Origin of the sequence: Achromobacter sp. ES-001, assembly GCF_019448355.1 — a bacterium.
Classification (GTDB): Bacteria; Pseudomonadota; Gammaproteobacteria; order Burkholderiales; family Burkholderiaceae_B; genus Achromobacter; species Achromobacter spanius_B.
The window spans coordinates 2993744-3016090 of the sequence record NZ_CP079940.1 but is presented as its reverse complement, the minus strand read 5'-3'; the positions used below and the strand labels follow the sequence as shown (position 1 = coordinate 3016090).

At 60.4% G+C, this 22347-nt stretch carries 20 protein-coding genes; 5 read left to right on the top strand and 15 right to left on the bottom strand.

What is annotated here, in order from left to right; genetic code table 11:
• Nucleotides 1-18: 18 nt before the first annotated feature.
• The 14 genes from wecC to KYT87_RS13625 all read right to left on the bottom strand — a co-directional run bounded on the left by wecC (nucleotide 19) and on the right by KYT87_RS13625 (nucleotide 15550).
• The gene (gene wecC, locus KYT87_RS13690; RefSeq protein ID WP_219992463.1) at nucleotides 19-1284 is read right to left on the bottom strand and encodes a UDP-N-acetyl-D-mannosamine dehydrogenase; all 1266 of its coding nucleotides are present in this window, start codon (nucleotides 1282-1284) and stop codon (nucleotides 19-21) included.
• A 12-nt stretch (nucleotides 1285-1296) separates the two neighbouring features.
• Complete coding sequence (wecB, locus tag KYT87_RS13685) at nucleotides 1297-2412, bottom strand: non-hydrolyzing UDP-N-acetylglucosamine 2-epimerase (RefSeq protein ID WP_219992462.1); 1116 nt, start codon at nucleotides 2410-2412, stop codon at nucleotides 1297-1299.
• A gap of 33 nt (nucleotides 2413-2445) precedes the next feature.
• A complete protein-coding gene (locus KYT87_RS13680) occupies nucleotides 2446-3534 on the bottom strand; it encodes a hypothetical protein (RefSeq protein WP_219992461.1) in 1089 nt (362 codons plus the stop codon).
• A gap of 17 nt (nucleotides 3535-3551) precedes the next feature.
• Nucleotides 3552-4724: a chain-length determining protein gene (locus tag KYT87_RS13675; protein WP_255594111.1), complete on the bottom strand. Its 1173-nt coding sequence runs from the start codon at nucleotides 4722-4724 to the stop codon at nucleotides 3552-3554.
• On the bottom strand, nucleotides 4721-5383 hold the full coding sequence (locus tag KYT87_RS13670) for an ABC transporter ATP-binding protein (RefSeq protein WP_219992460.1): 663 nt from the start codon (nucleotides 5381-5383) through the stop codon (nucleotides 4721-4723). Before KYT87_RS13670 ends, KYT87_RS13675 begins: the two co-directional genes overlap by 4 nt.
• Nucleotides 5380-6165, bottom strand: a complete 786-nt coding sequence (locus KYT87_RS13665) for an ABC transporter permease (protein ID WP_219992459.1) — start codon at nucleotides 6163-6165, stop codon at nucleotides 5380-5382. The genes KYT87_RS13670 and KYT87_RS13665 overlap by 4 nt, the downstream gene beginning before the upstream one ends.
• A gap of 42 nt (nucleotides 6166-6207) precedes the next feature.
• The gene (locus KYT87_RS13660; RefSeq protein ID WP_219992458.1) at nucleotides 6208-7407 is read right to left on the bottom strand and encodes a polysaccharide biosynthesis/export family protein; all 1200 of its coding nucleotides are present in this window, start codon (nucleotides 7405-7407) and stop codon (nucleotides 6208-6210) included.
• Between the two features lie 69 nt (nucleotides 7408-7476).
• Entirely contained in the window at nucleotides 7477-9006 is a 1530-nt protein-coding gene (locus KYT87_RS13655) for an LTA synthase family protein (RefSeq protein ID WP_255594110.1), read from the bottom strand.
• A complete protein-coding gene (locus KYT87_RS13650) occupies nucleotides 8999-9793 on the bottom strand; it encodes an SDR family oxidoreductase (protein ID WP_219992457.1) in 795 nt (264 codons plus the stop codon). Before KYT87_RS13650 ends, KYT87_RS13655 begins: the two co-directional genes overlap by 8 nt.
• A 481-nt stretch (nucleotides 9794-10274) precedes the next feature.
• Complete coding sequence (locus KYT87_RS13645; protein WP_046804920.1) at nucleotides 10275-10775, bottom strand: Dps family protein; 501 nt, start codon at nucleotides 10773-10775, stop codon at nucleotides 10275-10277.
• Between the two features lie 202 nt (nucleotides 10776-10977).
• On the bottom strand, nucleotides 10978-11928 hold the full coding sequence (locus KYT87_RS13640; RefSeq protein ID WP_046804921.1) for a LysR substrate-binding domain-containing protein: 951 nt from the start codon (nucleotides 11926-11928) through the stop codon (nucleotides 10978-10980).
• 82 nt (nucleotides 11929-12010) lie between these two features.
• Entirely contained in the window at nucleotides 12011-14101 is a 2091-nt protein-coding gene (recG, locus tag KYT87_RS13635; protein WP_046804922.1) for an ATP-dependent DNA helicase RecG, read from the bottom strand.
• Between the two features lie 38 nt (nucleotides 14102-14139).
• Entirely contained in the window at nucleotides 14140-14526 is a 387-nt protein-coding gene (locus tag KYT87_RS13630) for a Rid family detoxifying hydrolase (protein ID WP_046804923.1), read from the bottom strand.
• Between the two features lie 109 nt (nucleotides 14527-14635).
• On the bottom strand, nucleotides 14636-15550 hold the full coding sequence (locus KYT87_RS13625) for a LysR family transcriptional regulator (protein WP_046804924.1): 915 nt from the start codon (nucleotides 15548-15550) through the stop codon (nucleotides 14636-14638).
• 96 nt (nucleotides 15551-15646) lie between these two features.
• Here KYT87_RS13625 and KYT87_RS13620 point away from each other — a divergent pair, with 96 nt between their 5' ends.
• From KYT87_RS13620 to KYT87_RS13610, 3 genes are read left to right on the top strand one after another with little or no spacing between them, the layout of a single operon-like run.
• Nucleotides 15647-17005: an acyclic terpene utilization AtuA family protein gene (locus KYT87_RS13620; protein ID WP_219992456.1), complete on the top strand. Its 1359-nt coding sequence runs from the start codon at nucleotides 15647-15649 to the stop codon at nucleotides 17003-17005.
• Nucleotides 17002-17388: a hypothetical protein gene (locus KYT87_RS13615; protein WP_104143921.1), complete on the top strand. Its 387-nt coding sequence runs from the start codon at nucleotides 17002-17004 to the stop codon at nucleotides 17386-17388. The genes KYT87_RS13620 and KYT87_RS13615 overlap by 4 nt, the downstream gene beginning before the upstream one ends.
• Before the next feature lie 42 nt (nucleotides 17389-17430).
• Nucleotides 17431-18396, top strand: a complete 966-nt coding sequence (locus tag KYT87_RS13610) for a tripartite tricarboxylate transporter substrate binding protein (RefSeq protein ID WP_046804927.1) — start codon at nucleotides 17431-17433, stop codon at nucleotides 18394-18396.
• Between the two features lie 79 nt (nucleotides 18397-18475).
• Here the strand turns inward: KYT87_RS13610 and KYT87_RS13605 are convergent, their stop codons facing one another.
• A complete protein-coding gene (locus tag KYT87_RS13605; RefSeq protein ID WP_006219651.1) occupies nucleotides 18476-19252 on the bottom strand; it encodes a ferredoxin--NADP reductase in 777 nt (258 codons plus the stop codon).
• Nucleotides 19253-19514: 262 nt separating this feature from the next.
• On the opposite strand from KYT87_RS13605, the gene KYT87_RS13600 reads away from it, so the two are divergent.
• Nucleotides 19515-20558, top strand: a complete 1044-nt coding sequence (locus tag KYT87_RS13600; protein ID WP_219992455.1) for a Fe(3+) ABC transporter substrate-binding protein — start codon at nucleotides 19515-19517, stop codon at nucleotides 20556-20558.
• A gap of 113 nt (nucleotides 20559-20671) precedes the next feature.
• Nucleotides 20672-22342, top strand: coding sequence for an iron ABC transporter permease (locus KYT87_RS13595; protein ID WP_219992454.1), 1671 nt, complete (start codon nucleotides 20672-20674; stop codon nucleotides 22340-22342).
• Nucleotides 22343-22347: the final 5 nt, after the last annotated feature.

Here is a 22347-nt window from a genome sequence, read left to right as displayed (position 1 = left end):
CCGCACCCTCCCCTCTTCTCAGTCTGCCAACAAACCCACAACATCGATCACTCGGCCATGTGACTTGATGCTCTGCAAGGATTCGATGAAGGGTTTGTGTTTGACGAGTACACACACCACATCCGCGCTCGCAAGCGCAGCATCCAGGGATGAGAGTGACAAGCTGTCATTTGTCATATGTTCTGGCAGGCACTGCACATTGGGTTCCACCGCGAGGACCTTACAACCGATGCCCATGATTTGTTTCGTTATCGCTAACGCCGGGCTCTCCCGCAAATCATCTATATCAGGTTTAAACGCCAACCCAAGACATGCAAGTGTGATGTCAGAAAATCTTGCTTCGGGCCGTTCCGCAAGTGCGTCGGCCAAAGCAATTTTTATTTTTTCGACAACCCACTCGGGTTTGTGGTCGTTAACCTCACGGGCCGTTCGGATAATTCGAGCCTGGTCGGGAGTAGAATCGACAATAAACCACGGATCGACAGCAATGCAATGGCCGCCCACACCCGCTCCAGGCTGCAGTATGTTGACGCGAGGATGTCTATTCGCCAGCTGAATCAGCTCCCAAACATTGATGCCAAGCTTGTCGCAAATCAATGAGAGCTCATTTGCAAATGCGATATTTACATCGCGGAAGCTGTTTTCCGTGAGCTTGCACATTTCGGCCGTTCTGGCATTTGTCAGGACGAGGGCACCTTCCACGAACGTTTTGTACAGCTCCATAGCCATGTTGGCGGCAGTCTTTGTCATGCCACCAATGACTCGATCATTCGAAACCAGTTCATGCACAACTCTCCCGGGCAACACTCGTTCCGGACAATATGCAATTTGGATATCTGCAGCATCTCCGGCCTGCTGGGGGAAGGACAGGTCCGGACGAGCTTGAGCTAACCACTCGGCCAACTGTTCCGTAGCACCTACCGGTGAGGTACTTTCAAGTACAACAAGATTACCTTTTTCCAAGACTGGCGCAATCGATTTGGCAGCAGCACCAATATAATTAAGGTCAGGTTTATGCTGATCAGTAAATGGAGTAGGGACCGCGATCAGAAATGCATCCGCTGGTTCAGGCGTCGTCGTCGCCCTTAGGTATCCCTCAGTCACCGCAGCATGCACCAGAATATCTAGCTCGGGCTCTATGATATGAATTTTGCCCTGATTTATCGTATCAACGGCACGCTTGCTGACATCAACGCCAATAACTTTCTTGCGGCGCGAAGCAAATAGAGTAGCCGTGGGGAGGCCGATGTAACCCAAGCCGATCATGGAGATGATGTTGAACATATCAAATTATATTTAAATGGATTTCAGAATTTCGGCTATTCGCGCGGCCGCCCGGCCATCCCCGTATGGGTTATGCGCGCGCGCCATTTCTTCATATGAGGCGACGTTATCCAGCAGACGATTCGCCTCGCCCAAGATATTTTCGCTTTCGGTACCCACAAGAGCGACCGTACCGGCAGCCACCGCTTCAGGGCGTTCTGTCGTGTCTCGCATCACAAGAACCGGCTTTCCCAACGAAGGAGCTTCTTCTTGGACCCCGCCGGAATCGGTTATCAAAAGCGTGCTTCGATTCATCAAATAAATAAAGGGAAGATAGTCCTGGGGTTCAATCAGGTGGACATCGGCTAGCCCCCCAAGGATACGCCGCACAGGCTCCTGCACGTTAGGATTTAGATGAACTGGATAAACCACCTGCACGTCCCCACGTTCGGCGAGCTTTCGAAGGCCTAGGCATATGTTCTCAAACCCAACTCCGAAATTCTCGCGGCGGTGACCGGTAACTAAAATCATCCTCTTGCGGGCATCCAAGAAGCCAAAATCAGCATCTAATCGGGCGCGCAATTCGTCATCATCCCGAACACGCTTCGCCACATTTAGCAAGGCATCAATCACCGTATTCCCGGTCACATGGATGCTTCCTGCGGCAACGCCTTCGGCAGAAAGATTGGAACGCGCCTGCTCGGTTGGAGCGAAATGAATGTCAGCCATTGCCCCTGCCAATCTCCGATTCATTTCCTCTGGCCACGGGGAATACTTGTCGTTTGTACGCAATCCTGCTTCTACATGGCCGACCTTCACCTTAGCGTAATAGGCAGACAAACTCGCGGCCATCGTGGTCGTGGTGTCGCCATGCACCAAGATAATATCGGGAGTCCATCGCTGATAGACCGTACGCATTCCAAGCAGCACTCTGCTCGTAATATCAGATAGGTCCTGATGCGGCGCCATCAGATTTAAATCGAAATCAGGCTTAATGCCAAAAAGGTGTAGCACTTGGTCCAACATCTGACGATGCTGTGCCGTCACGCACACTCTTGCATCAAAGGTCGAATCTGCTGCCAACGCCTTTACCACCGGGGCCATTTTAATGGCTTCCGGGCGCGTACCGAAGACGGTAAGAACTTTCATTTTTTTCCTTTCAACTAGGCGGACAGATCGGAATCAGACCGCCCCTATGTGATCTCGTTTGATTTGGACATGAGAAAATTCCAAATGCGCGGTGTCGCTGCCCGAGTTCGCATGCTCAGAGCCCCGCTCAACTAAGGATGAGTTACGTTGTGCCCCTTCAGTCGTCGAATCCTCAGCATGTTTTTTTAGGCGCTCAACTTCCCGCTCCCTCTCTGCCACCAAAGTCCGCAAATCATCGATATCAAGTCGTTGTTGCTTAAGCAGCGCAACCTGCTCACCATGCGACTTTGACAAACTTCTCACCTGGCCAATAATCTCTTTTTGACGCTCAAAGAAGCTATGCATCTGCAACGCCTGACGCACCCGCACTCGCTTCGCTTCGCTGCGAAGCCGCTCCGCCTGCCTGGACTCAGATTCACTAAATTGAATCTCTTCGACGGCGATATCCAATATGGCTTCAGCCTCAATGAGCTCACCCGCTTCGTGTAAGCGAAATGCCAACCACTTCAACCTGAAATATCGTGGATCTACCTCGTAGGCTTGACGAGCAAGTTCTGCAACCATAGATGGGTCTTGGCCAAGGAAGCTGCGAGCGAGCACTGTCAGTGCATTGGCCCGTGTGGCTGGCCCAGACGACACTGAAGCCAATAGACTTTCAACAGCCTCCAGCCCCCCCTGCTTGAATGCCAAGATCACCGCCTCGAAATTCTTGCCACCCAATTTCTTTATCTGCGTTTGCCCTCTCGTTTCCTGCCAAAGCTCCCACAATTTTCGGGGCAAGGACAGGAATGAACTCCACCTGCTCAGGCCATGGAGCAAAATATTGCCCAACCTGCTGGCCAAGGTATGCTGCGAAACTTGGCTATAGATGTCTTTCTGGCTTTTAAGCAACTGGATGCACCGAATATGATCAGCCGCGAGGTATTGCAACTCGGCATCGTCTGCCGTTGGCTTTACACTCGCCCCCGAGAGGGAAAAACCTTCCCCACGGTGCAGCCGCTCCAATGCCTCCTGCACGATGTGCAATTGCGAAAAGAGCCAATCATTTTCCTGCTTTATTAACGAAAGAGCTTCCGATTCGGTTTGGCCGGTCTTACCTTGAAGGGTCGCTTTTGTGCTCATCATTTTCCTCAAGGCTATTAATCAACGTGGTCCAGCACAATGCTCTCGAGCAGCTTCAAAATGCCGGCGATCATCAACGCCAACAGCAGCGTCGCAAGCGCGTTGTACAGGCGGCGCGGCTCAAGCGGATATTCCGGCATCGTGGGCGTTTGCAGGATTGAAACCTTCTCCAGCAACCGCACCGCGTCATTACGCCCTTTCTCAAGCGCAATCAGCGCCGACTTATAGAGATCCTGCGCAAAATTCATCTGCATTTGCAGGCGCTGAAATTCCTCTACCGTCGCGTTGAGGGTCTTGCCCGAAGGCGTTGCAAGCTTTGCTTTTTCTTGTTCGATCTGACGATCAACTGCGGTAAGCGCCTGTTTGATTCTTAAGATGTTCGGATGATCTCGGTCCAACGACTTCGGTAGAGAAGCCAACTGCGTCTGCAATTGCGCCCGCTGGCCCTCAAGCTCGGCGACGATCGCGTTGATGCTCTCAGCGGTGGCCTGCGGCGAGAGCAAACCTTGCTGGTTCTGGAAATTCAGCAAGGCCTGGCTGGCCTCTTGGAAACGATGCTGAGCCTGAGTGACCTGAGTCGTCAGAAAGCCCACCTGCGCCTCCGCCATCTCATGGCCCAACTGGTTCATGTACTGCTCGCCTTCCTTGACCAGCATGTCCGCGATGGCGTGTGAGGTCTTCGCGTCATAGGCCTGGACCTTGATGCGAAGCACGCCGGCATAATCGTCGTAATCGACATTTACGCGTGTCTGGAAATAGCGATAGAACCACTCGGTTGACGCGTCCTCGAACCAGAGCCGCGACAGGATGTCCCTGCTCGAGTCGCTGTAATGCGCGCGCAGGTTGAGCTTTGCGTCAAGCTTCTTCAGCATATCGACGGAAAGCAGGTAGTCACGCAGCAGCAATTGGTCGGTACGATTGACGGTGCCGCCGCCCGAGGCCAGCATCGTCAGGTCAAACGCAGGCGCGCTGACAGAGTCCGTTTTACGGATGATGACGTTGGCTTCCGAGACATACCGGTCAGACGCAAAGAACAACCAATAGACGATCGTCAGCAACGCCACGATCAGCGTGAGCCGGATCAACCGTTTGAACAGCCGTATAGAGAGCCAATCGTTTCGGGTCTTGCCCAGATACGATGTCACCTTAGAGAGTCGCCCCTCATCTTTCGTGATGTGTTGTTCCGTCATTTATCGAGTGAATCGTTATAAGCGTTGAGAGCGTCGTCGATTTGATCGAACCAGTACGCCTTGCCCTCATGAATCCAAATACCTGATTGGCAAAACTGTTTGAGCGTCCCTTCGTCGTGCGCCACCATGATTAAGCCCGCGCGGGTCGTCATGGACTGAAACGCGGCGGCAGCTTTTTTGCGGAAGCCGGCATCGCCCGCGGCCGTAACTTCGTCCGAGATGTAAACATCGAACTCGAAGGCCAGTGACAAGGCGAACTGCAGCCGAGAGCGCATGCCGGAAGAATAGGTACTGACGGGTTCGTCGAACGCGGCGCGTAACTCCGAGAAGTCCTGGATGAACGCAAGCCGGTCGGCCAGATCCGCCTGGTGCCCATGGACGCGGCAGACGAACTTTGCGTTCTGTCTGCCCGTCAGCGTTCCTTCTAGGCCGCCTTGCCCCATAGGCCAGGACACGCGGCAGTGGCGCTGTACGTCACCTTTGGTGGGGTGGTCCACGCCTCCGATCAAACGAAGCAAGGTCGACTTCCCGGCGCCGTTCGGGCCGATCAGACCCACGTTGTGGTTGCGAGGGATCGTCAGGGTCACGCCCTGCAGCACCCACTTGCCCAGACCGTGCTCGGTCTTGTAGCGTTTATGAACGTCGTTGACGATGATCATTGCATCACCAACCGCAGCTCATAACGCCGATACAGCGCCATGCCGAGTAGAACGCTGGCGCCCGCCCAAGTGTAGAGATAGCTGGCGCTGGTTTCGGGCACCATGTGATAGTAAGGAACGAAACCGGAGCGCACGAGCTCCAGCCCGTGGGCGATCGGGTTGATCATGAGCAGATCCCGGTAAGGCTGCGGGACGGACATGATGGGCATGATCACCCCAGACACCAAGTACAGAGGCAGCATCACTAGCTTGAGGACGTGTTCCGTCTCGGGAACCAGCTCCATCAGCACCGACGCCACCAGCCCGAAGCCCAGCCCATAGAGCCACAGTCCGAATAGCGCGATGGCGACCTGCAAAGGATCTCGGGGAAATGTCACATGCCCGAGGAACGCGGCGCCAGCCAGAATGACGGTTGACACAATCACCATCAGAAAGGCTTCGAGCCCAGCGCGAACGATAGCCACATCGAAGGGTTTGACTTGTCGATAGGCGAACAGGGGTTGATTGGATTCGACTGCGTACATCACCTGCAGAGCGGTTCGGCGGAACAGGAAAAACGCCAGCATTCCCACCATGATCCAAACGGCCGTATCGATCCCTCCGATGGTGTGCAGACGGATCGCGGTAAAGACGAAGGTGATGAACGCTATGTGCATCACCGGCTCCATCAGCAGCCAGAACCATGCGGCGCGCATGTCAAACAGACGGTCGAGTGACTCCCGCAGGAACACTGCCCGCCAGACGGAGAAAGTGATCGAAAGCGAGCTACGCGGCTCAGACATGGCAAACCCGATGCAAGATCAAAGGACGGATCATGAACTCACTCACCGCCACGCATTATTCAGCGTCACACTGGGTACAGCCACGGATACCACCAACCGTAGGAACTTCTCAAATTCAGCAGCAGGCGCGTTCGACACGTAGATCACGTCCCGATTTTGAATCGGGAAATTCTGCGTGACAAAGAACGAAGCGGGATCCCGAAGATCAACTTGGTAGACCACGGGAACCGCTGCGCCTGAGGTGCGTTGAGCGGTTTGTTGTTCAGCGCCGCCTTGCGCGTCAACCAGCTTCGGATCTTCAAAGCGGAAGATGAAGACCCCGCGTGCATCCGCCCGGCTATCGTTCAAGCCGCCCGAGCGCGCCAAGGCCTGAGCCAGCGAGATGCCCTGCGCCTCAAAGGCAATTTCTTCGTTCTTCCCTGTTGCGCCCAGTACCGAAAAGCTTTGCGGCTGAAACAGGGCCGTGATCACGTCACCCGGCTTGAGCAGAATGTTCTGCCGAGGGTCACGGATGATCGAATCCAACGCCATGGTCGACGTTTGATTTTCGCGAGACAGCTGGACCGCCATGCGATTGACCGCTTGCTTAACGCCCCCGCCGGCGGCTAATGCGTCTAACAGTCGCTCACCCTTGGGCGTCAAGGGCATCAATGTGCTGGTCGTCACTTCTCCGACCACCGTCACATTGGACGTATTGTTCTTGATCACTCGAACCAACACTTGGGGCATGTTGGCTTTGCCCTGCAAGCGTCTTGCGATGTCGGCTTCAATTTCCTGCGTGCTGCGCCGCTGCACGGACACGTGGCCGGCAAAAGGCACAGTGATTGTGCCCCCAGGCGAAACCATTTGTTCCGGGAAGGTGACGGAATTGGAAGTCGTTGGTCCGGTCTTGATATCAAGGCCGCTTGTGCCAAACAACATGGCCGGCGGAGACTCCCAGATGGAGACCTCGATGATGTCGCCCGGGCCAATCAGATAATTGTTGGACGCCGTGCTGTGGAATACGTCCGAAAACTGCCCAAGCTTTTTGCTCTCGGCGAGTTTTCTAGCGAGCGTGTCATTGACGTCGATTAGCTCGATACCTTCAATGCGCCCAGACTCTTGGTTCTCGACCACCTGTTGGCGGCTCGCACCGCTGGATGCTATCCAGCCAGGCATCGTTCCGCAGCCGGACAGCAACGACACGAGGACTGCGCCTGTGATCAGCAAGCCGACCTTGGAAGATTTGTTCTTTGCTTTCATATGGTTTTTAAACTCACTGCACAAGCTGTGTGTCGACAGCTTCTGGACTGCAAATGTGGCGACATGCTTTTAATCGGTACCCTTCACAAGGGCGAATCTAAACAAAAAATCTGACGCGAGGTTCGAGATATCCAGGCGTTTGCCCTCGCCCGCTTTCCCTCCCGCCGCCCAAATCATCCCTTCCGTCAATCCGCTCACCGCTCCCAACGCGCGATACACCTTCGGCATGATGGGAATGTGATCGCCAAAGACGCACAAACCGGCTGGGCGGCCGTTGCTCAGCAGGGTCTGACGCAGATTTGAAAACATCGCATCGGCGTTACGCAGATGGCGGGCATAGGCCACCAGGTCTTCACATCCTGGCGGCATCGGCCCGTTCAGCACGTCGCGTGCGTCGTCTTCGGTGACGGCTTCCCAATGAAGTGGGCCGTGGTTTTCCATGGTGATGACGTGGATGAACAGCGGGCGGGGATCGTCACGCGACAGCAAGGCCGACACGTAGTGGCCCAACGCCTGATCGCCGACATACGCGCCAACCTTTTCCGCGTCTTCAAACGCCTTGAGGTCAATAAATTCTTCAAAGCCAAGCGCGGGCAGGACTTTGTCACGGCGGTAGAAGCTGCCGTGAAACGGATGCACGCAAATCGTTCGATAGCCCAGGGTTTTCAGATAGGAGGCCAGCGTCGGCAAGCCCTGCCCGGCCAGGCGGCGATAGGGGTTGTAGCGATGTACGCCCAGTTCGCCAGCACTCATCCCCGACAGGAATGAAAACTCGGTGCGGACCGTGTTCGCGCCGCGTGCGGCAACTTTTAGCTCGCCTTGCACCAATGACTCGGCGCGCAGTCGATCAAAGCCCGCCAGCACGTCCTGCTTAACGATGGGATAAGGCCGACGCACATCAAAAAAGGACTCGCTCTGAATGCTGACCAGATCAGGTAGCACATCAGGCAAACGGTCCGGCCTAGCCCCCAGGAACGGTGCGCGAGCACGCATTCCCTGCGCGCACTGCCGCTCCGCGCGACCGTAAGCCCACAGCGCAGCGGCGAATCCCAGCCGACGCAGGTCGGCTTCGGCATCGAAACTCACCGTCAGGCGTCGCCCCGACCCTATCGCCAATGCCAGACAAGCCGAGCCCAGTAATCCCACGGTCGGCAAGAATGACGGATGGTCTTGCAGCACAATCGCGTTCTCGTAGGCCAGGCCCAGCCAAAGGGCAACGCCGTAGCCCCCTATCGCAGCGATCGCATTGATCCAGCCGAAAAACGGCAGATACAGACGCGGGTGTTTGAGGGCGTCGGTGAAATACTCAAAATCGGGATAGACGAAGGGTTCTTGCAGCGAGTGGTATTTCGCCCGGCTGACGAGCACCAGCACGAGTTCGATGGCCAGGACATTAGCCATGGCGAAGAATGGCCGTCGGAACAGCACGAGTTCGACGGCGAACACCAACAGCCAGACCGCAACATGCGTCAGATTAGCGGCGAGCGGACGGCGCCAGACGGCAACGGGACGCGGCTGCAGCAGGCCTTCCAACATCCAGCTTGCGACGAGGCCAAGCAACAAAGCAGGCAACAGAAAGCCCCCAACCTGCTCAAGCACCGTAACCCATCCGGCGCAAAAACCAGCCCGACACCGCAGGATGAATGACGGCAAGCAAGAACGTGCCCAGGTTCAATGGAAACGGAAAGCTGATGCGGGCCTTGTTCGAGCGGAGCCCTTGCCGGATGACGCGCGACGCCTTGGCCGCAGACCACAGGAACGGCTTGGGCCCGGGCATATCGAAGCACATCTGAGACTCTACATAGCCGGGCATGATGACGTTGACCCGCACGCCTTCGCGAGCAAGACCGTCACGCATGGCCTCACCGTAAACCTTGACGGCGGCCTTGCTGGCGCTATAGCTCGGGGTTTCGGGAAGGCCGCGCCACGCGGCAAGTGAACTGACCAGGGCGATCTGGCCATGGCCACGCGCCCGCATTGCGGGCAGCACGCCGTGCACGGTCGCGAAGACGGCGCGCACATTGACGTCAAGCAGGCGCAGCACGTCATCCCATGACTCGCCCTGTTGTTCGGCACCCGTGTTGATATTTACGCCGGCGTTGGCGATGACGAGGTCGGGATGTTCGCGGTGGCTGATGTCTTCCAACCACGCTGTCAGCGCGTTGAGATCTCGCACATCCAACAGTTGAGTCACGACGCGCGCGCCCAGGCCTGTACAGATCGACTCGACTTCTTGCAATCGGCGCGAATCGCGTCCTTGCAGAATCAGCGTGCGCGAGCCCGCCTGCGCATATTCACGCGCCAAAGCCTTCCCTATGCCGCCGGTGGCACCGGTAATTAGCACACAATCAGGAATGCCTGATTGCCTGCCGTTTGTATTATTCATTCCGCCGATCCGCTCGAATCTGCTTGGATTATCCGGGACCGGACGCCGGGCTTATCGCACGGTAGCCGAGCCAGCATCCGCAAAAATGCGGTTACTTCCATGTACAGAACCAACAAAGTGCCGGCATTGTAATCGAGCCGGCGAGCGTTTTTTAGCGAATGGAGAGAATTGGCAATATTTCTGGGGTGCGCGGCGCAAGAGTTACAGTAACTGCGCGAAGTTTGCGCATACTTGAGAGGAGATATGCTCAAATTCGGCCCAATCAGGATCCACCACCGACCACACACCCAGTAATTTGATTACACGTTTTATTACTAATGCAATACTTTATCGGGTTTTCGCATGCGCGCTATCTATAGGTAAGTCGTAAAAAAATGGCCGCCCCAAAAGGACGGCCATATCACATTTACTTTATGGCATTCTGCGCCGCTGCAAGCAAAAATCGCCTAACGTACGACCACGCCGATAATCCCTACACAAGTTACTGCAGCAAGCTCCGCAGCATCCATGCATTCTTTTCATGCACATCCAAGCGCTGCGTCAGCAGATCAGCCGTGGGCTGGTCGTTAGCCGCATCCGCCTTCTCGAACGCCGAACGTGCCGTCTTGGCAACCGACTCGTTGCCGCTAACCAAAAGGCGCACCATTTCCAGGGCTTCCGGCACGGTTTCCGGTTCGGCAATCGACGACAGCTTCGAATATTCGCGGTACGTGCCCGGCGCGTAGTGGCCCAGGGCGCGAATGCGTTCAGCGATGCTATCCAGCGCGGTCCACTCTTCCGTGTACTGCGTCATGAACATCTGGTGCAGCGTGTTGAACATGGGCCCCGTGACGTTCCAGTGGAAGTTGTGCGTCATCAGGTACAGCGTGTACGAGTCGGCCAGCAGCTTGGACAATTCGCCGGCGACGGCCGCGCGGTCCTTGTCCGAAATGCCGATGTTGATGCGCGGAACGCTCGGGGTCTTCTTGGGGGACTTGGCCATTGCTAGCTCCTATTAGGAAAAGTACGAAAGAAGGATACCACTGCAAAGATGATGAAATGGCGGGGAATCCGCATAAAACAAGGGCTTCCAAGCCGCCGCTTTGACCCTGCGCAAATGTGCCGCAAGGGGCCGCGGACGGCGCTACGGCGCTACGGCGCTACGGCGGTAACGCGGCGACGCGGGCACGGCGCCAGACAAAAGATCAGTCCTGCACCGCCGCCGCCTCGTCAGACAGCATCTTCACGCCCGGCAACTCGCACTCGTACACCGCTTGCGCCAAGGCTTCGATGGCGGCCAGGCGTGGGAAGCTGCGGCGCCATGCCAGGACGACGCGGCGCTCGGGCACGTGGCCGTCGAACGGAAGATAGCGCAGCAGGCTGTTGCTGGGCGGATGCTCGGGGACGGCGGTGATCGGCAACACGGTCACGCCGATGCCTGCGGCCACCATGTGGCGGATCGTCTCCAGCGATGAGCCCTCGAAGGTGCGCTGGATGCCGTCGCTGGCCGCCGAGAACCGCGACAGTTCGGGACAGACCTCCAGCACCTGGTCGCGAAAGCAGTGACCGCTGCCCAGCAGCAACATCGTCTGCTGCTTCAGGTCCTGCGCATCGATGGATTTTCTTTGCGCCAGTTCGTGGTCATTGGGTACCGCGACGATGAAGGGTTCGTCGTACAACGGCTGCATCACCAAGCCCGCCTCGGGCAGCGGCAGCGCCATGATGGCGCAGTCGATTTCGCCCTGCCGCAGCAGTTCCACCAGACGCACGGTGAAGTTCTCTTGCAGCAGCAATGGCATCTGCGGCGTGCGGCCGATTTGCACGGGGACGAGCTTGGGCAGCAAGTAAGGGCCAATGGTATGGATGACGCCGACACGTAGCGGCCCGGCCAGCGGGTCGTGGCCTTGCCGCGCGATCTCTTTGATGCTGGCGCTTTCTTCCAGCACCTTCTGGGCTTGCGCGACGATGCGTTGACCGATGGGGGTAACACCGACCTCGGCGCCGCCGCGTTCGAACAGCGTCACGCCCAGCTCGTCTTCCAGCTTGCGTATCGCGACCGACAGCGTGGGCTGGCTGACGAAACAGGCTTCGGCCGCCCGCCCGAAATGGCGTTCACGCGCGACGGCGACGATGTACTTGAGTTCGGTGAGAGTCATGGTGGACTGCGCCCCCGGAAGTTACGCGCGGGCCTTGGGGCCGGCGCTTGAATGAGTCAGGTGTAGGACGGGCCGCATCGCATCAGGTCCGCAGGAAGTCTTCGCGGCCGCGCATCCAGCGGGCCAGGTGCGCCTGGACGGCGGCGGGATGTTCGGCGCGCAACCACACCGCGGCATCGCGCGCGTCTTCCGCGATAGAGGCATCGGTTTCCAGGTCGGCAAAGCGCAGCAGCGCCATGCCCGATTGGCGCGTACCCAGGAACTCGCCGGGGCCGCGCTGTTCCAGGTCGCGTCGGGCAATCTCGAAGCCGTCCGACGTTTCAAACATGGCACGCAGACGTTCGCGCGCAACCTGGGACAACGGGGTCTGGTACAGCAGCACACAAACCGATTCAGCGGTACCGCGCCCTACCCGCCCGCGCAGCTGGTGCAACTGCGCCAGCCCGAATCGTTCGGCGTGTTCAATGACCATCAGCGAAGCGTTGGGCACGTCCACACCCACTTCGATGACGGTGGTAGCGACAAGCAGGTCCACTTCGCCTTCGCGAAATGCCTGCATGACGGCGGCCTTTTCCGCTTGCGGCAAGCGGCCGTGAACCAGGCCGATGCGCAAATCGGGAAGGTCGACCCGCATGCCTTCGTAGGTGTCCACCGCCGTTTGCAATTCCAGCGCTTCGCTTTCTTCGACCAGCGGACACACCCAATACACTTGTTGGCCGCCGCGAGCCGCCTGGGCGACGTGGGCGATGACTTCTTCGCGCCGCGCGTCCGACACCAGCTTGGTCAACACAGGCGTGCGGCCGGGTGGAAGTTCGTCGATGACGGACACGTCAAGGTCGGCAAAGAACGTCATGGCCAGCGTGCGCGGAATGGGCGTGGCGCTCATGTTCAGCTGATGCGGCACGATGCGGCCGCGCACGGTTTCGCCCTTCTTGGTCAGCGCAAGGCGCTGCCCCACGCCAAAGCGGTGCTGCTCGTCAACTATAGATAGACCCAGTCGATGAAATTCAACGTGGTCTTGAATAATGGCCTGGGTGCCGACGACCAGTTGCACGCTGCCGTCAGCCGCAGCAGCGGCGGCCTCGCGGCGCGCCTTGGCGGTCAAGCTGCCACTAAGCCACGCGACGTTCACGCCCAGCGGCTGCAACCACGACACCAGCTTGTGAAAGTGCTGCTCGGCCAGGATTTCTGTGGGGGCCATCAGCGCAACCTGCGCCCCGCCCGCGATGGCCTGCGCGGCAGCGATGGCGGCGACCACGGTTTTGCCGCTGCCCACATCGCCTTGCAGCAAACGGTGCATGGGATAGGGCTTGGCCAGGTCGGCCGAGATTTCCTGCACGACGCGTTCTTGTGCGGCGGTCAATTTGAACGGCAAATTCGCGTACAGCTTGGCGACGAGGCCACCCGGCTCATTGCGCACGGGCAGCGATTCCGCTTCCTTGATGCGACGGGCGGCGCGCGCGGCGGCCAGCGACAACTGCTGGGCCAGTAATTCATCAAACTTGATGCGGCGCCATGCGGGATGCACGCGGTCCAGCAGCGCCTGTTCCGATTCGCCTTGCGCGGGGGTGTGCAGCGCACGAATGGCGGGCTCGAACGGCGGCAGGTCGTAGCGTTCAAGCGCTTCGGGCGGCAAGGTGTCGGACAAGTCGGCGCGGTCCAGCGCCTGGGCGATGGCGCGGCGCAACGTCAGTTGCGGCAGGCCTTCGGTGGTGGGATACACAGGCGTCAGGGCCGTGGGCAAAGGCGCGTCGGCATTGGTCATGCGCGGGTGCACCATCTGGCGCCCGAACAGGTTGCTGCGCACTTCGCCCCGGGCGCGCAGGCGTTTGCCCACGCTGATCTGCTTTTGCTGGCTGGGGTAGAAGTTCAGCCAGCGCAATTGGATTTCGCCGGTCTCGTCCGCCAGCGTCGCAGTAAGTTGGCGCCGAGGCCGGTACTGGACCTCGGACTTGGTGATCTCGCCTTCGACTTGCCCGGCATAACCGGGCCGCAAGGCGCTGATGGGCACAACGCGGGTTTCGTCTTCGTAGCGCAGTGGCAGATGCAGCACGAAGTCCTCGGGCAGCACCAGACCCAGATTCCGAAGCTTGCGCTCGGTATCCGTCATCGGTTTGCCGGCGCCGTTCTTATCGGCGCCGGGTCGCTTGGAAGCCACGGCCGCGGCCGGCATCAAGAAACGAACCTCGGAATGCTGCGTACGGGGCCGCCTTACAGAACCATGATGGCTTCGACTTCAAACTGCGCGCCCTTGGGCAGGCTGGCCACGCCAATGGTCGAGCGGGCCGGGAACGGCTGCGGAATGATCTCGGCCATGATGGAATTGGCGGCGGTGAATTTGCCCAGGTCGGTCAGGAACAAGGTCAGCTTGACGACGTTGTCCAGCGTGCCACCGGCTTCGGTGATCACGGCCTGCATGTTGGCGAAGGCTTGGCGCACTTGCGCGTCGAAGTTTTCAGAGACCAGATCGCCCGTGCCCGGCTCCAGGCCGATCTGGCCCGACAAGTAGACAGTCTTGGTGCCGGTAACGGCAACCGCTTGCGAGTAAGGGCCAACGGCGGCGGGCGCTGCGTCGGTATGGATGATTTGCTTGCTCATGGGCGGAATCCTTCGGTTGACGGATAGAAAGCTACAACTATCGAAGTTTATCCAGCAATAGACATTTGCGAAAGTGGCCGGATGACGCAGGCACGGACGAAATCCGGTTTCATGCAGACGGCTGATGGCCGGCCCCGCCAATATCGCCGCGATGCGCGATCAGCAAGTCGGCCAGCGCCTGCGCCGCAACCGACAGGCTGCGGCCACGGCGCTGCACCAGGTACAGCGGCCGGGTCAATGCGCGACCCGCCAGAGGCACCACGCGCAAGTCATTGCTGGCAAAGTGAAAAAGCGTCATGGCCGGCACAACGCATACGCCCAGGCCGGCACGCACCAGGCCGGTCACAGTGGCCAGATGCTCGACTTCAAATACTGGCAAGGGCGCGTCGGCACCGAACGCTTCGTCCAGATGTTTGCGCACACTGCTGCCGCGCGCAAGCTGGATGACGGGATATTTTGCGATATCGCGCAGCCGGACGCGGGGCTGGGTCGCCAGCGGGTGGTCGGCCCGGCACACCAGAAAGTAGCGGTCGGCGTGCAGAAATTCGCTGTCCAGGTCGGTCATGTCGGCGCGCCGCGATGCCAGGGCGAAATCCACTTGCCCGCTTTGAACCATGTCCAGGCACGGGTCCAGCAAGGCATCGCGCAGATCCACCACGATACCGGGGTGTGCTTGTCCAAAGCGCGCCAGCAGGCCCGGCAACCAGCCCGCCGCCAGCGACGGCAGCGCGGCCAAGGCGACCCGCCCGCGTCGACGCGCCGCATGGTCGCGCATGTCTTCCATGACCAGGTCCATGTCCGCCAGCAGTCGGCGGGCCGAGGCGTCCAGCACCCGCCCTTCGGCGGTCAATTCAACGTGGCGGGTATTGCGGTCGAACAGCCGCAGGCCGGCGCTGTCTTCCAGCTGGCGGATCAGGGCGCTGAACGCCGGCTGCGTCAGGTGGCAGCGCTGGGCTGCGCGCGTGAAATGGCGTTCGTCGGCCAGGGCGACAAACGCGCGTAACTGCCGGGCGGATAGATTCATGGCTTTTCTCTATCAATTGATCCGATCTTTCTATTTTACGGATGATGGGCGCATGCCTATAGTGGCTTGACATCGCAAGGCCCGACTGGACCCCCTATGCCTCAATCTCCCCTGCTTATCGGCTGCGCCTCTGGCTTTTCCGGCGACCGCAGCGACGGCGCCGCCGCCGTGGTGCGCACGCTGGCCGCCCAGGGCGGCGGCACTCTGATCTTCGAAACACTGGCCGAGCGCACGCTGGCGCTGGCGCAACTGGCACGCAACGACGACCCCAATCGCGGCTACGAGCCGCTGCTGGACGACCTGGTGTCGCCCGTGCTGGCCGACTGCCTGCGCCATGGCATCAACATTGTCAGCAACTTTGGCGCGGCCAACCCGGAAGCCGCCGCCCGGCGCATTGCCGCCATTGCGCGCGAACAGGGTCTGCCCACGCCGCGCATCGCCGTCGTCTACGGCGATGCGTTGAACACGCCGGAGCAACGCGCGCTGCTACAAGAACGGCTGGGCGACGCGCTGACCGGACACGATGTCGTCAGCGCAACCGCCTATCTGGGCGCCACCGAGATCGCGCAAGCGCTGATGGCCGGCGCCCAGATCGTCGTGGCGGGCCGTGTGGCGGACCCTTCGTTGACGCTGGGCCCCGCCCTGGCTCACTTCGGCTGGGACGCGGCGGACTGGCCGCGCCTGGGTCGCGCCACCATGGCCGGCCACATGCTGGAATGCGGCTTGCAAGTGACGGGCGGCTATTTCTGCGTGCCCGGTTTGAAAGAAGTGCCCGACGTGCACGCGGCGGGCTTTCCGATTGCGCAAATCGATGCCGACGGCGAATTCGTCATCGGCAAAGCGGACGGCACGGGCGGCGCGGTGGACGCGCGCACGGTGAAGGAACAACTGCTGTACGAAGTCCACGACCCGGCGCGCTACCTGACACCCGATGTGGTGGCGGACCTGAGCCAGGCTCGCGTTGTGGAACTGGGCGGCAACCGCGTCGCGGTGCACGGCATTACGGGCCACGCCCGCCCGGACGAGCTCAAGGTCAACGTCTGCTACCGAGGCGGCTGGTTGGCCGAAGCCGAGATTTCCTACGCGGGAGTGCAAGCGGAAGCCCGCGCGCGCCTGGCTGCGGACATCGTGCAAAAGCGGCTTGGGGCCGGCTTTACGCTACGCGCCGACCTGATCGGCGCGATCAGCATCCTGGGCGATGACGCGGGCGAAATGCGGCGCTCGCTGCCCGACACACACGCGCGCGACGTGCGCCTGCGCCTGGCCGGCGAACACGCCGACCGCGCCCAAGCCGAACGCATCCTGCGCGAAGTGACCGCGCTGTACACCTGCGGCCCGGCTGGCGGCGGCGGCGTGCGCACCGCGTTGCGTCCGCGTTTGAACATGGTGTCCTGCACCATCGCCCGCGATGCCGTGCACAGCGGCTGGACTTTCCTGGAGGCCATCGCGCCATGAATTCTTCCCACATGCAGGCCGTGCCGCTGTACCGCCTGGCCCATAGCCGTTCGGGCGACAAGGGCGACATCTCGAACCTGAGCCTGATCGCCTGGGACCCGGAGTGCTACGACGTGCTGGTGTCCCAAGTGACTGAAGCGCGCGTGGCCGAGTGGTTTGCGTATCGCCACCCCGCGCGCGTCACGCGCTATCTGCTGCCGACATTGCACGCCATGAATTTCGTGCTGGAAGGCGTACTGGACGGCGGTGTAAACGATGCCCTGAACCTGGACACGCACGGCAAGAGCCTGTCTTTTCGATTGCTGGACCTGACGGTGGAGGTCAGCCCTGAACTGGCACGCCGGCTGCCAGACGTACCCGGTGACCGCCCAGCGGCCGCCTGATTTTTCCACCCCTTATAAAAAAAGCATCACAGGAGACACAACATGCGAATTTCATCGAAGGGCCGCCTGGCCTTGTTGCTGGCCGCCGCCCTGCCCCTGACCGCGCTGGCCCAGTCGTTCCCCACCAAGCCGATCACGTTCATCGTGCCCTTTGCGGCCGGCAGCGCCACCGACCAGATCGGCCGCGCGATTGGCCAGGGTGTCACCGAGCAGACCGGTCAGGCGGTCGTCATTGAAAACAAGCCGGGTGCCAGCGCAATGATCGGCGCCGCGGCGGGCGCACGCGCCGCGCCCGACGGCTACACCGTACTTATCACCACCAACACCACGCACGCCGCCAACGAACATCTGTACAAATCGCTGACCTACCAGCCGGTCAAGGACTTTGCGCCGATCTCGTTGTTGGGCAAAGGCGGCCAGATCATGGTGGTGAACCCGAATTCCCAGGCCAAGACCGTGGCCGACTTCCTGGCGCAAGCCAAGAAGTCACCGGGCAAGCTGAGTTTTGGCAGCGGCAGCTCCAGCAGCCGGATCGCAGGCGAACTGTTGCAGCAGATGGCGGGCGTGCAGCTGCTGCATGTGCCGTACAAGAGCAACCCGCTGGCGGTCACCGACCTGCTGGGCGGCCAGATCGACATGATGATCACCGACACCGCTACCGGCCTGCCGCAGGTCAAGTCGGGCAAATTGCGCGCGCTGGGCGTGACGGGCACCGCGCGTTCGCCGTTGGCGCCCGACGTGCCGACGATTGCGGAAGCCGGTGTGCCGGGTTACGAAATGGGCTACTGGTTCGCGGCCTATGCGCCGGCCGGCACGCCGCCCGATGTCGTCAAGCGTCTGAACGAATTGCTGGTGAAGGCCACCAAGACCAAGCCGGCCCAGCAGTTCTACGCACAGACGGGGACCGACGCCGCCACGTCCACGCCGGACGAGCTGGCAGCCTTCCAGCAAGCGGAATCGAAGAAGTGGGGCGACATCATCAAAAAGGCCGGCATTCAACCGGAATGATCCCCGCCGCCTCCGCCTGACGAACATAAAAAAGCCCCATCGCATGCGATGGGGCTTTTTACTGCCGCAATACGGTGACTTATTTGTCCACGAATGCGCGTTCAACTACGTAGTCACCCGGCTGGCCCACGCCCGGCGACACGGTGAAGCCGCGCTTGTCCAGCATGGCGCTGATGTCGGCCAGCATATGCGGGCTACCGCAGATCATGGCGCGATCGGTTTCGGGATTGATCTGGGGGATGCCGATGTCATCGCACAGTTTGCCGTTTTCCATCAGTTCGGTGATGCGGCCCTGGTTGCGGAACGGCTCGCGCGTGACGGTGGGGTAATACACCAGCTTTTCGCGCACGACATCGCCGAAGAATTCATTGTTCGGCAGTTCTTTCTCAATGAAGTCGGCGTAGGCCAGTTCGCTGACCCAACGCACGCCATGCACCAGAATGACCTTGTCGAAGCGTTCGTAGATGTCCGGGTCTTTGATGATGCTCATGAATGGCGCCAGGCCGGTGCCCGTGCCGAACAGGAACAGATGCTTGCCGGGCTTGAGGTCGTCGACGACCAGCGTGCCAACCGGCTTGCGGCTGACCAGGATGGTGTCGCCTTCTTTCAGATGCTGCAGCCGCGACGTCAGCGGGCCGTTTTGCACCTTGATGCTGAGAAATTCGAGGTTTTCTTCGTAGTTGGCGCTGGCGATACTGTAGGCACGCAGCAGCGGCTTGCCTTCAACTTCCAGGCCGATCATGACGAAGTGGCCGTTGTGGAACCGCAAGGCCGCGTCACGCGTCGTGGTGAAGGAGAACAGGGTGTCGTTCCAGTGGTGCACGCTTAGTACGCGCTCTGTGTTGAAAGCAGCCATGTCGGAATTCGCTTATTAGGGTTGTCCCTATTCTACAGGTCTTGTTGGGAACTTGTCTCATTATTCCGTAATACGCTTATGACGTATTGATAGGAATCAAGGCTGGAACAGTGCCGCTTACGAAGAGTTGAACGCGTCTTTGCTTCCTGTTATTGTCGCGTTCTCAGTTGATAATCATTTTCGTTAGCAGACTGTTTTAAGCAGCGGAAAGGCTTGCAAGACCCTGCCCTTTCCGTTGCAGCCCTAGCCGGAGTTTCCCGACATGACCAAGCGTCCCCAATTGAATTCGCTGCTGCGCGCCCTGGCGCTGGCCGGCGCCGCCGCCTTCACCATATCGGCCAACGCCGCGGAAGAAGTCAGCCTGTATACCACCCGGGAACCCAAGCTGATCCAACCGTTGCTGGACGCCTTCACCAAGGAAAGCGGCATCAAGGTCAACACGGTATTCGTCAAGGACGGCCTGCTGGAACGCGTCAAGGCTGAAGGCGCCAAGTCGCCCGCCGACGTGCTGATGACCGTGGACATCGGTAACCTTCTGGACTTGGTTGATGGCGGCGTGACGCAGGCCGTCAAGTCGCAGACGCTGGAATCGGTGATTCCCGCCAACCTGCGCGGCGCCGACGGCAAGTGGTACGCCCTGTCGCTGCGCGACCGCGTGCTGTACGTGGAAAAGGATTTGAAGCTGGAAACCTTCCGCTACGAAGACCTGGCCGACCCGAAGTGGAAGGGCAAGGTCTGCATCCGTTCGGGCCAGCATCCCTACAACACCGCCATGGTCGCCTCCATGATTGCGCATGACGGCGCCGAGGCCACTGAAAAATGGCTGCGTGGCGTCAAGGCCAATCTGGCCCGCAAGGCAGCCGGTGGCGACCGCGACGTGGCGCGTGACATCCTGGGCGGCATTTGCGATATCGGCCTGGCCAACGCCTACTACGTCGGCCACATGAAGAACGCCGAACCCGGCACCGACGCCCGCAAATGGGGCGACGCCATCAAGGTCATCCGCCCCACGTTCGCCAGCGAAAAAAGCGGTGGCACGCACGTGAACGTCAGCGGCGCCGCCGTGGCCGCGCACGCGCCCAACAAGGCCAACGCCATCAAGCTGCTGGACTTCCTGGTATCCGAACCGGCCCAGGCGCTGTACGCCCAGGCCAATTACGAATACCCCGTGCGCAAGGGCGTGAAGCTGGACCCGGTCATCGCCAGCTTTGGTGAATTGAAAGTGGATCCCCTGCCCCTGACCGAAATCGCCAAGCATCGCAAACAAGCCAGCGAATTGGTCGACAAGGTCGGCTTCGACAACTGATCCCTGGATGGCTGCCTGACGCCACAAGCGTCCAGTGGCCATCGAACAGTATTGGGCCTGTTCCCTTTTTTGAAGGGAACAGGCCTTGCCATTGATGCCATCAACGTTGAAGCATGCACACTGAATCTTTGCCCCGGCCGATGCGTCTGCGCTGGACCGAACGCGGCGCCGGCTGGCTGGCGGGCGCGGGCCTGATTGCCCTGGCCGTCCTGGCCCCGGTGCTGACGCTGGGCTGGTGGGCGCTGGGCGGGGAACTTTCGCACTGGCAGCATCTGGCCAGCTACGTGCTGCCGCAGGCGCTTGCGAACACGGCCATTCTGCTTGCCGGGGTGGGCGTGGTCGTTACGCTATTGGGGACGGGCGCCGCCTGGCTGGTGACCGCTTACGACTTCCCCACGCGTCGCGTGCTGACCTGGGCGCTGCTGCTGCCGCTGGCGGTGCCCACCTACATCATCGCGTTCGCTTACCTGGATCTGCTGCACCCCATCGGCCCCATCCAGACCGCCATCCGCGCGCTGCTGGGCTATGACAGCCCGCGCCAGTTCCGCTTGCCCGACCTGCGTTCCATCTATGGCGCGATTTTCGTGCTGGGCTTCGTGCTGTACCCCTACGTCTACCTCAGCACCCGCGTGATGTTCATGACGCAGGCGGCCAGTCTGCTGGAAGCCGCGCGCACGCTGGGCGCCGGCCGCATCGCCGTGTTCTGCCGCGTGGCCTTGCCGCTGGCACGGCCCGCCATCGTGGTCGGCGTGAGCCTGGCGCTGCTGGAAACGCTGAACGACATCGGCGCCTCGGAATTCCTGGGCGTGCAGACCTTGACCGTCTCGGTCTATACCACCTGGGTCACGCGCTCCGACTTGGCCGGCGCGGCGCAGATCGCGCTGACCATGCTGGCCATCGTGATCGGCCTGATCCTGCTGGAACGGCACGGCCGCAAACGCCAGCGTTATGCCAACACGCAGCGCATGCGCCCGATGCAGCCGCGCCGCCTGCGTGGCCCGGCCGCCGCTATCGCTACGCTGCTGGGGTGGATACCCGTGGTGCTGGGCTTTGTGGCGCCCGCGCTTTATCTGGTCGTGGAAACCTATAAGCGCCTGGACCAGGTCGGTGGCGTATCGGACCAGCTCATTAACGGCCTGTCGAACACGCTGATCGTGGCGTTCAGCGCCACCATCGTCACGTTGCTATGCGGCCTGATCGTGGCGTGGGCGGGGCGCACCCTGCGCGAAAGCGCCGGCTTCAACCCCGGCCGCGCCTGCGCGCGCATTGCCAGCCTGGGCTACGCCGTGCCGGGCACCGTGCTGGCCATTGGCCTGCTGACGCCGTTCGTTTGGATCGACACGGCGGTGGCCAAGGTCTTTGGCGGAACGGGCCTGTTCCTGATGGGTTCCATGGCCGCTCTGGTGTGCGCATATGTGATCCGCTTCCTGGCCATTTCGACCGGCGCGCTGGAAGCCGGACTCGCCCGCATTCCGCCTTCGCTGGAACAGGCGTCGCGCCTGTTGGGCGAGACATCCGGCGGCACGCTGCGCCGCGTGCACTTGCCCCTGCTGCGCCCCGCCCTGGCGGCCAGCGCGCTGCTGGTGTTCGTGGACGCCATGAAAGAACTGCCCGCCACCCTGCTGCTGCGCCCCATGAATTTCGACACGCTGGCCACCTGGCTCTACGCCGAAGCCGCGCGCGGCACGTACGAGGAAGGCGCCGTCGCGGCGCTGGCAATCGTGCTGGCCGGCCTTTTGCCCGTCATCCTGCTGGCGCGCACCAATCTGAAAATGGGACATTGATCATC

Bases quoted from the DNA above. Each gene is read 5' to 3' on its own strand.
- KYT87_RS13605 (WP_006219651.1), bottom strand. From the start codon at position 19,252: ATGGCTGCTTTCAACACAGAGCGCGTACTAAGCGTGCACCACTGGAAC.
- KYT87_RS13660 (WP_219992458.1), bottom strand. From the start codon at position 7,407: ATGAAAGCAAAGAACAAATCTTCCAAGGTCGGCTTGCTGATCACAGGC.
- KYT87_RS13675 (WP_255594111.1), bottom strand. From the start codon at position 4,724: ATGACGGAACAACACATCACGAAAGATGAGGGGCGACTCTCTAAGGTG.
- KYT87_RS13665 (WP_219992459.1), bottom strand. From the start codon at position 6,165: ATGTCTGAGCCGCGTAGCTCGCTTTCGATCACTTTCTCCGTCTGGCGG.
- wecB (WP_219992462.1), bottom strand. From the start codon at position 2,412: ATGAAAGTTCTTACCGTCTTCGGTACGCGCCCGGAAGCCATTAAAATG.
- KYT87_RS13600 (WP_219992455.1), top strand. From the start codon at position 19,515: ATGACCAAGCGTCCCCAATTGAATTCGCTGCTGCGCGCCCTGGCGCTG.
- KYT87_RS13680 (WP_219992461.1), bottom strand. From the start codon at position 3,534: ATGAGCACAAAAGCGACCCTTCAAGGTAAGACCGGCCAAACCGAATCG.
- KYT87_RS13615 (WP_104143921.1), top strand. From the start codon at position 17,002: ATGAATTCTTCCCACATGCAGGCCGTGCCGCTGTACCGCCTGGCCCAT.
- KYT87_RS13610 (WP_046804927.1), top strand. From the start codon at position 17,431: ATGCGAATTTCATCGAAGGGCCGCCTGGCCTTGTTGCTGGCCGCCGCC.
- KYT87_RS13625 (WP_046804924.1), bottom strand. From the start codon at position 15,550: ATGAATCTATCCGCCCGGCAGTTACGCGCGTTTGTCGCCCTGGCCGAC.
- KYT87_RS13620 (WP_219992456.1), top strand. From the start codon at position 15,647: ATGCCTCAATCTCCCCTGCTTATCGGCTGCGCCTCTGGCTTTTCCGGC.
- KYT87_RS13630 (WP_046804923.1), bottom strand. From the start codon at position 14,526: ATGAGCAAGCAAATCATCCATACCGACGCAGCGCCCGCCGCCGTTGGC.
- KYT87_RS13650 (WP_219992457.1), bottom strand. From the start codon at position 9,793: ATGAATAATACAAACGGCAGGCAATCAGGCATTCCTGATTGTGTGCTA.
- recG (WP_046804922.1), bottom strand. From the start codon at position 14,101: ATGCCGGCCGCGGCCGTGGCTTCCAAGCGACCCGGCGCCGATAAGAAC.
- wecC (WP_219992463.1), bottom strand. From the start codon at position 1,284: ATGTTCAACATCATCTCCATGATCGGCTTGGGTTACATCGGCCTCCCC.
- KYT87_RS13645 (WP_046804920.1), bottom strand. From the start codon at position 10,775: ATGGCCAAGTCCCCCAAGAAGACCCCGAGCGTTCCGCGCATCAACATC.
- KYT87_RS13670 (WP_219992460.1), bottom strand. From the start codon at position 5,383: ATGATCATCGTCAACGACGTTCATAAACGCTACAAGACCGAGCACGGT.
- KYT87_RS13595 (WP_219992454.1), top strand. From the start codon at position 20,672: ATGCACACTGAATCTTTGCCCCGGCCGATGCGTCTGCGCTGGACCGAA.
- KYT87_RS13640 (WP_046804921.1), bottom strand. From the start codon at position 11,928: ATGACTCTCACCGAACTCAAGTACATCGTCGCCGTCGCGCGTGAACGC.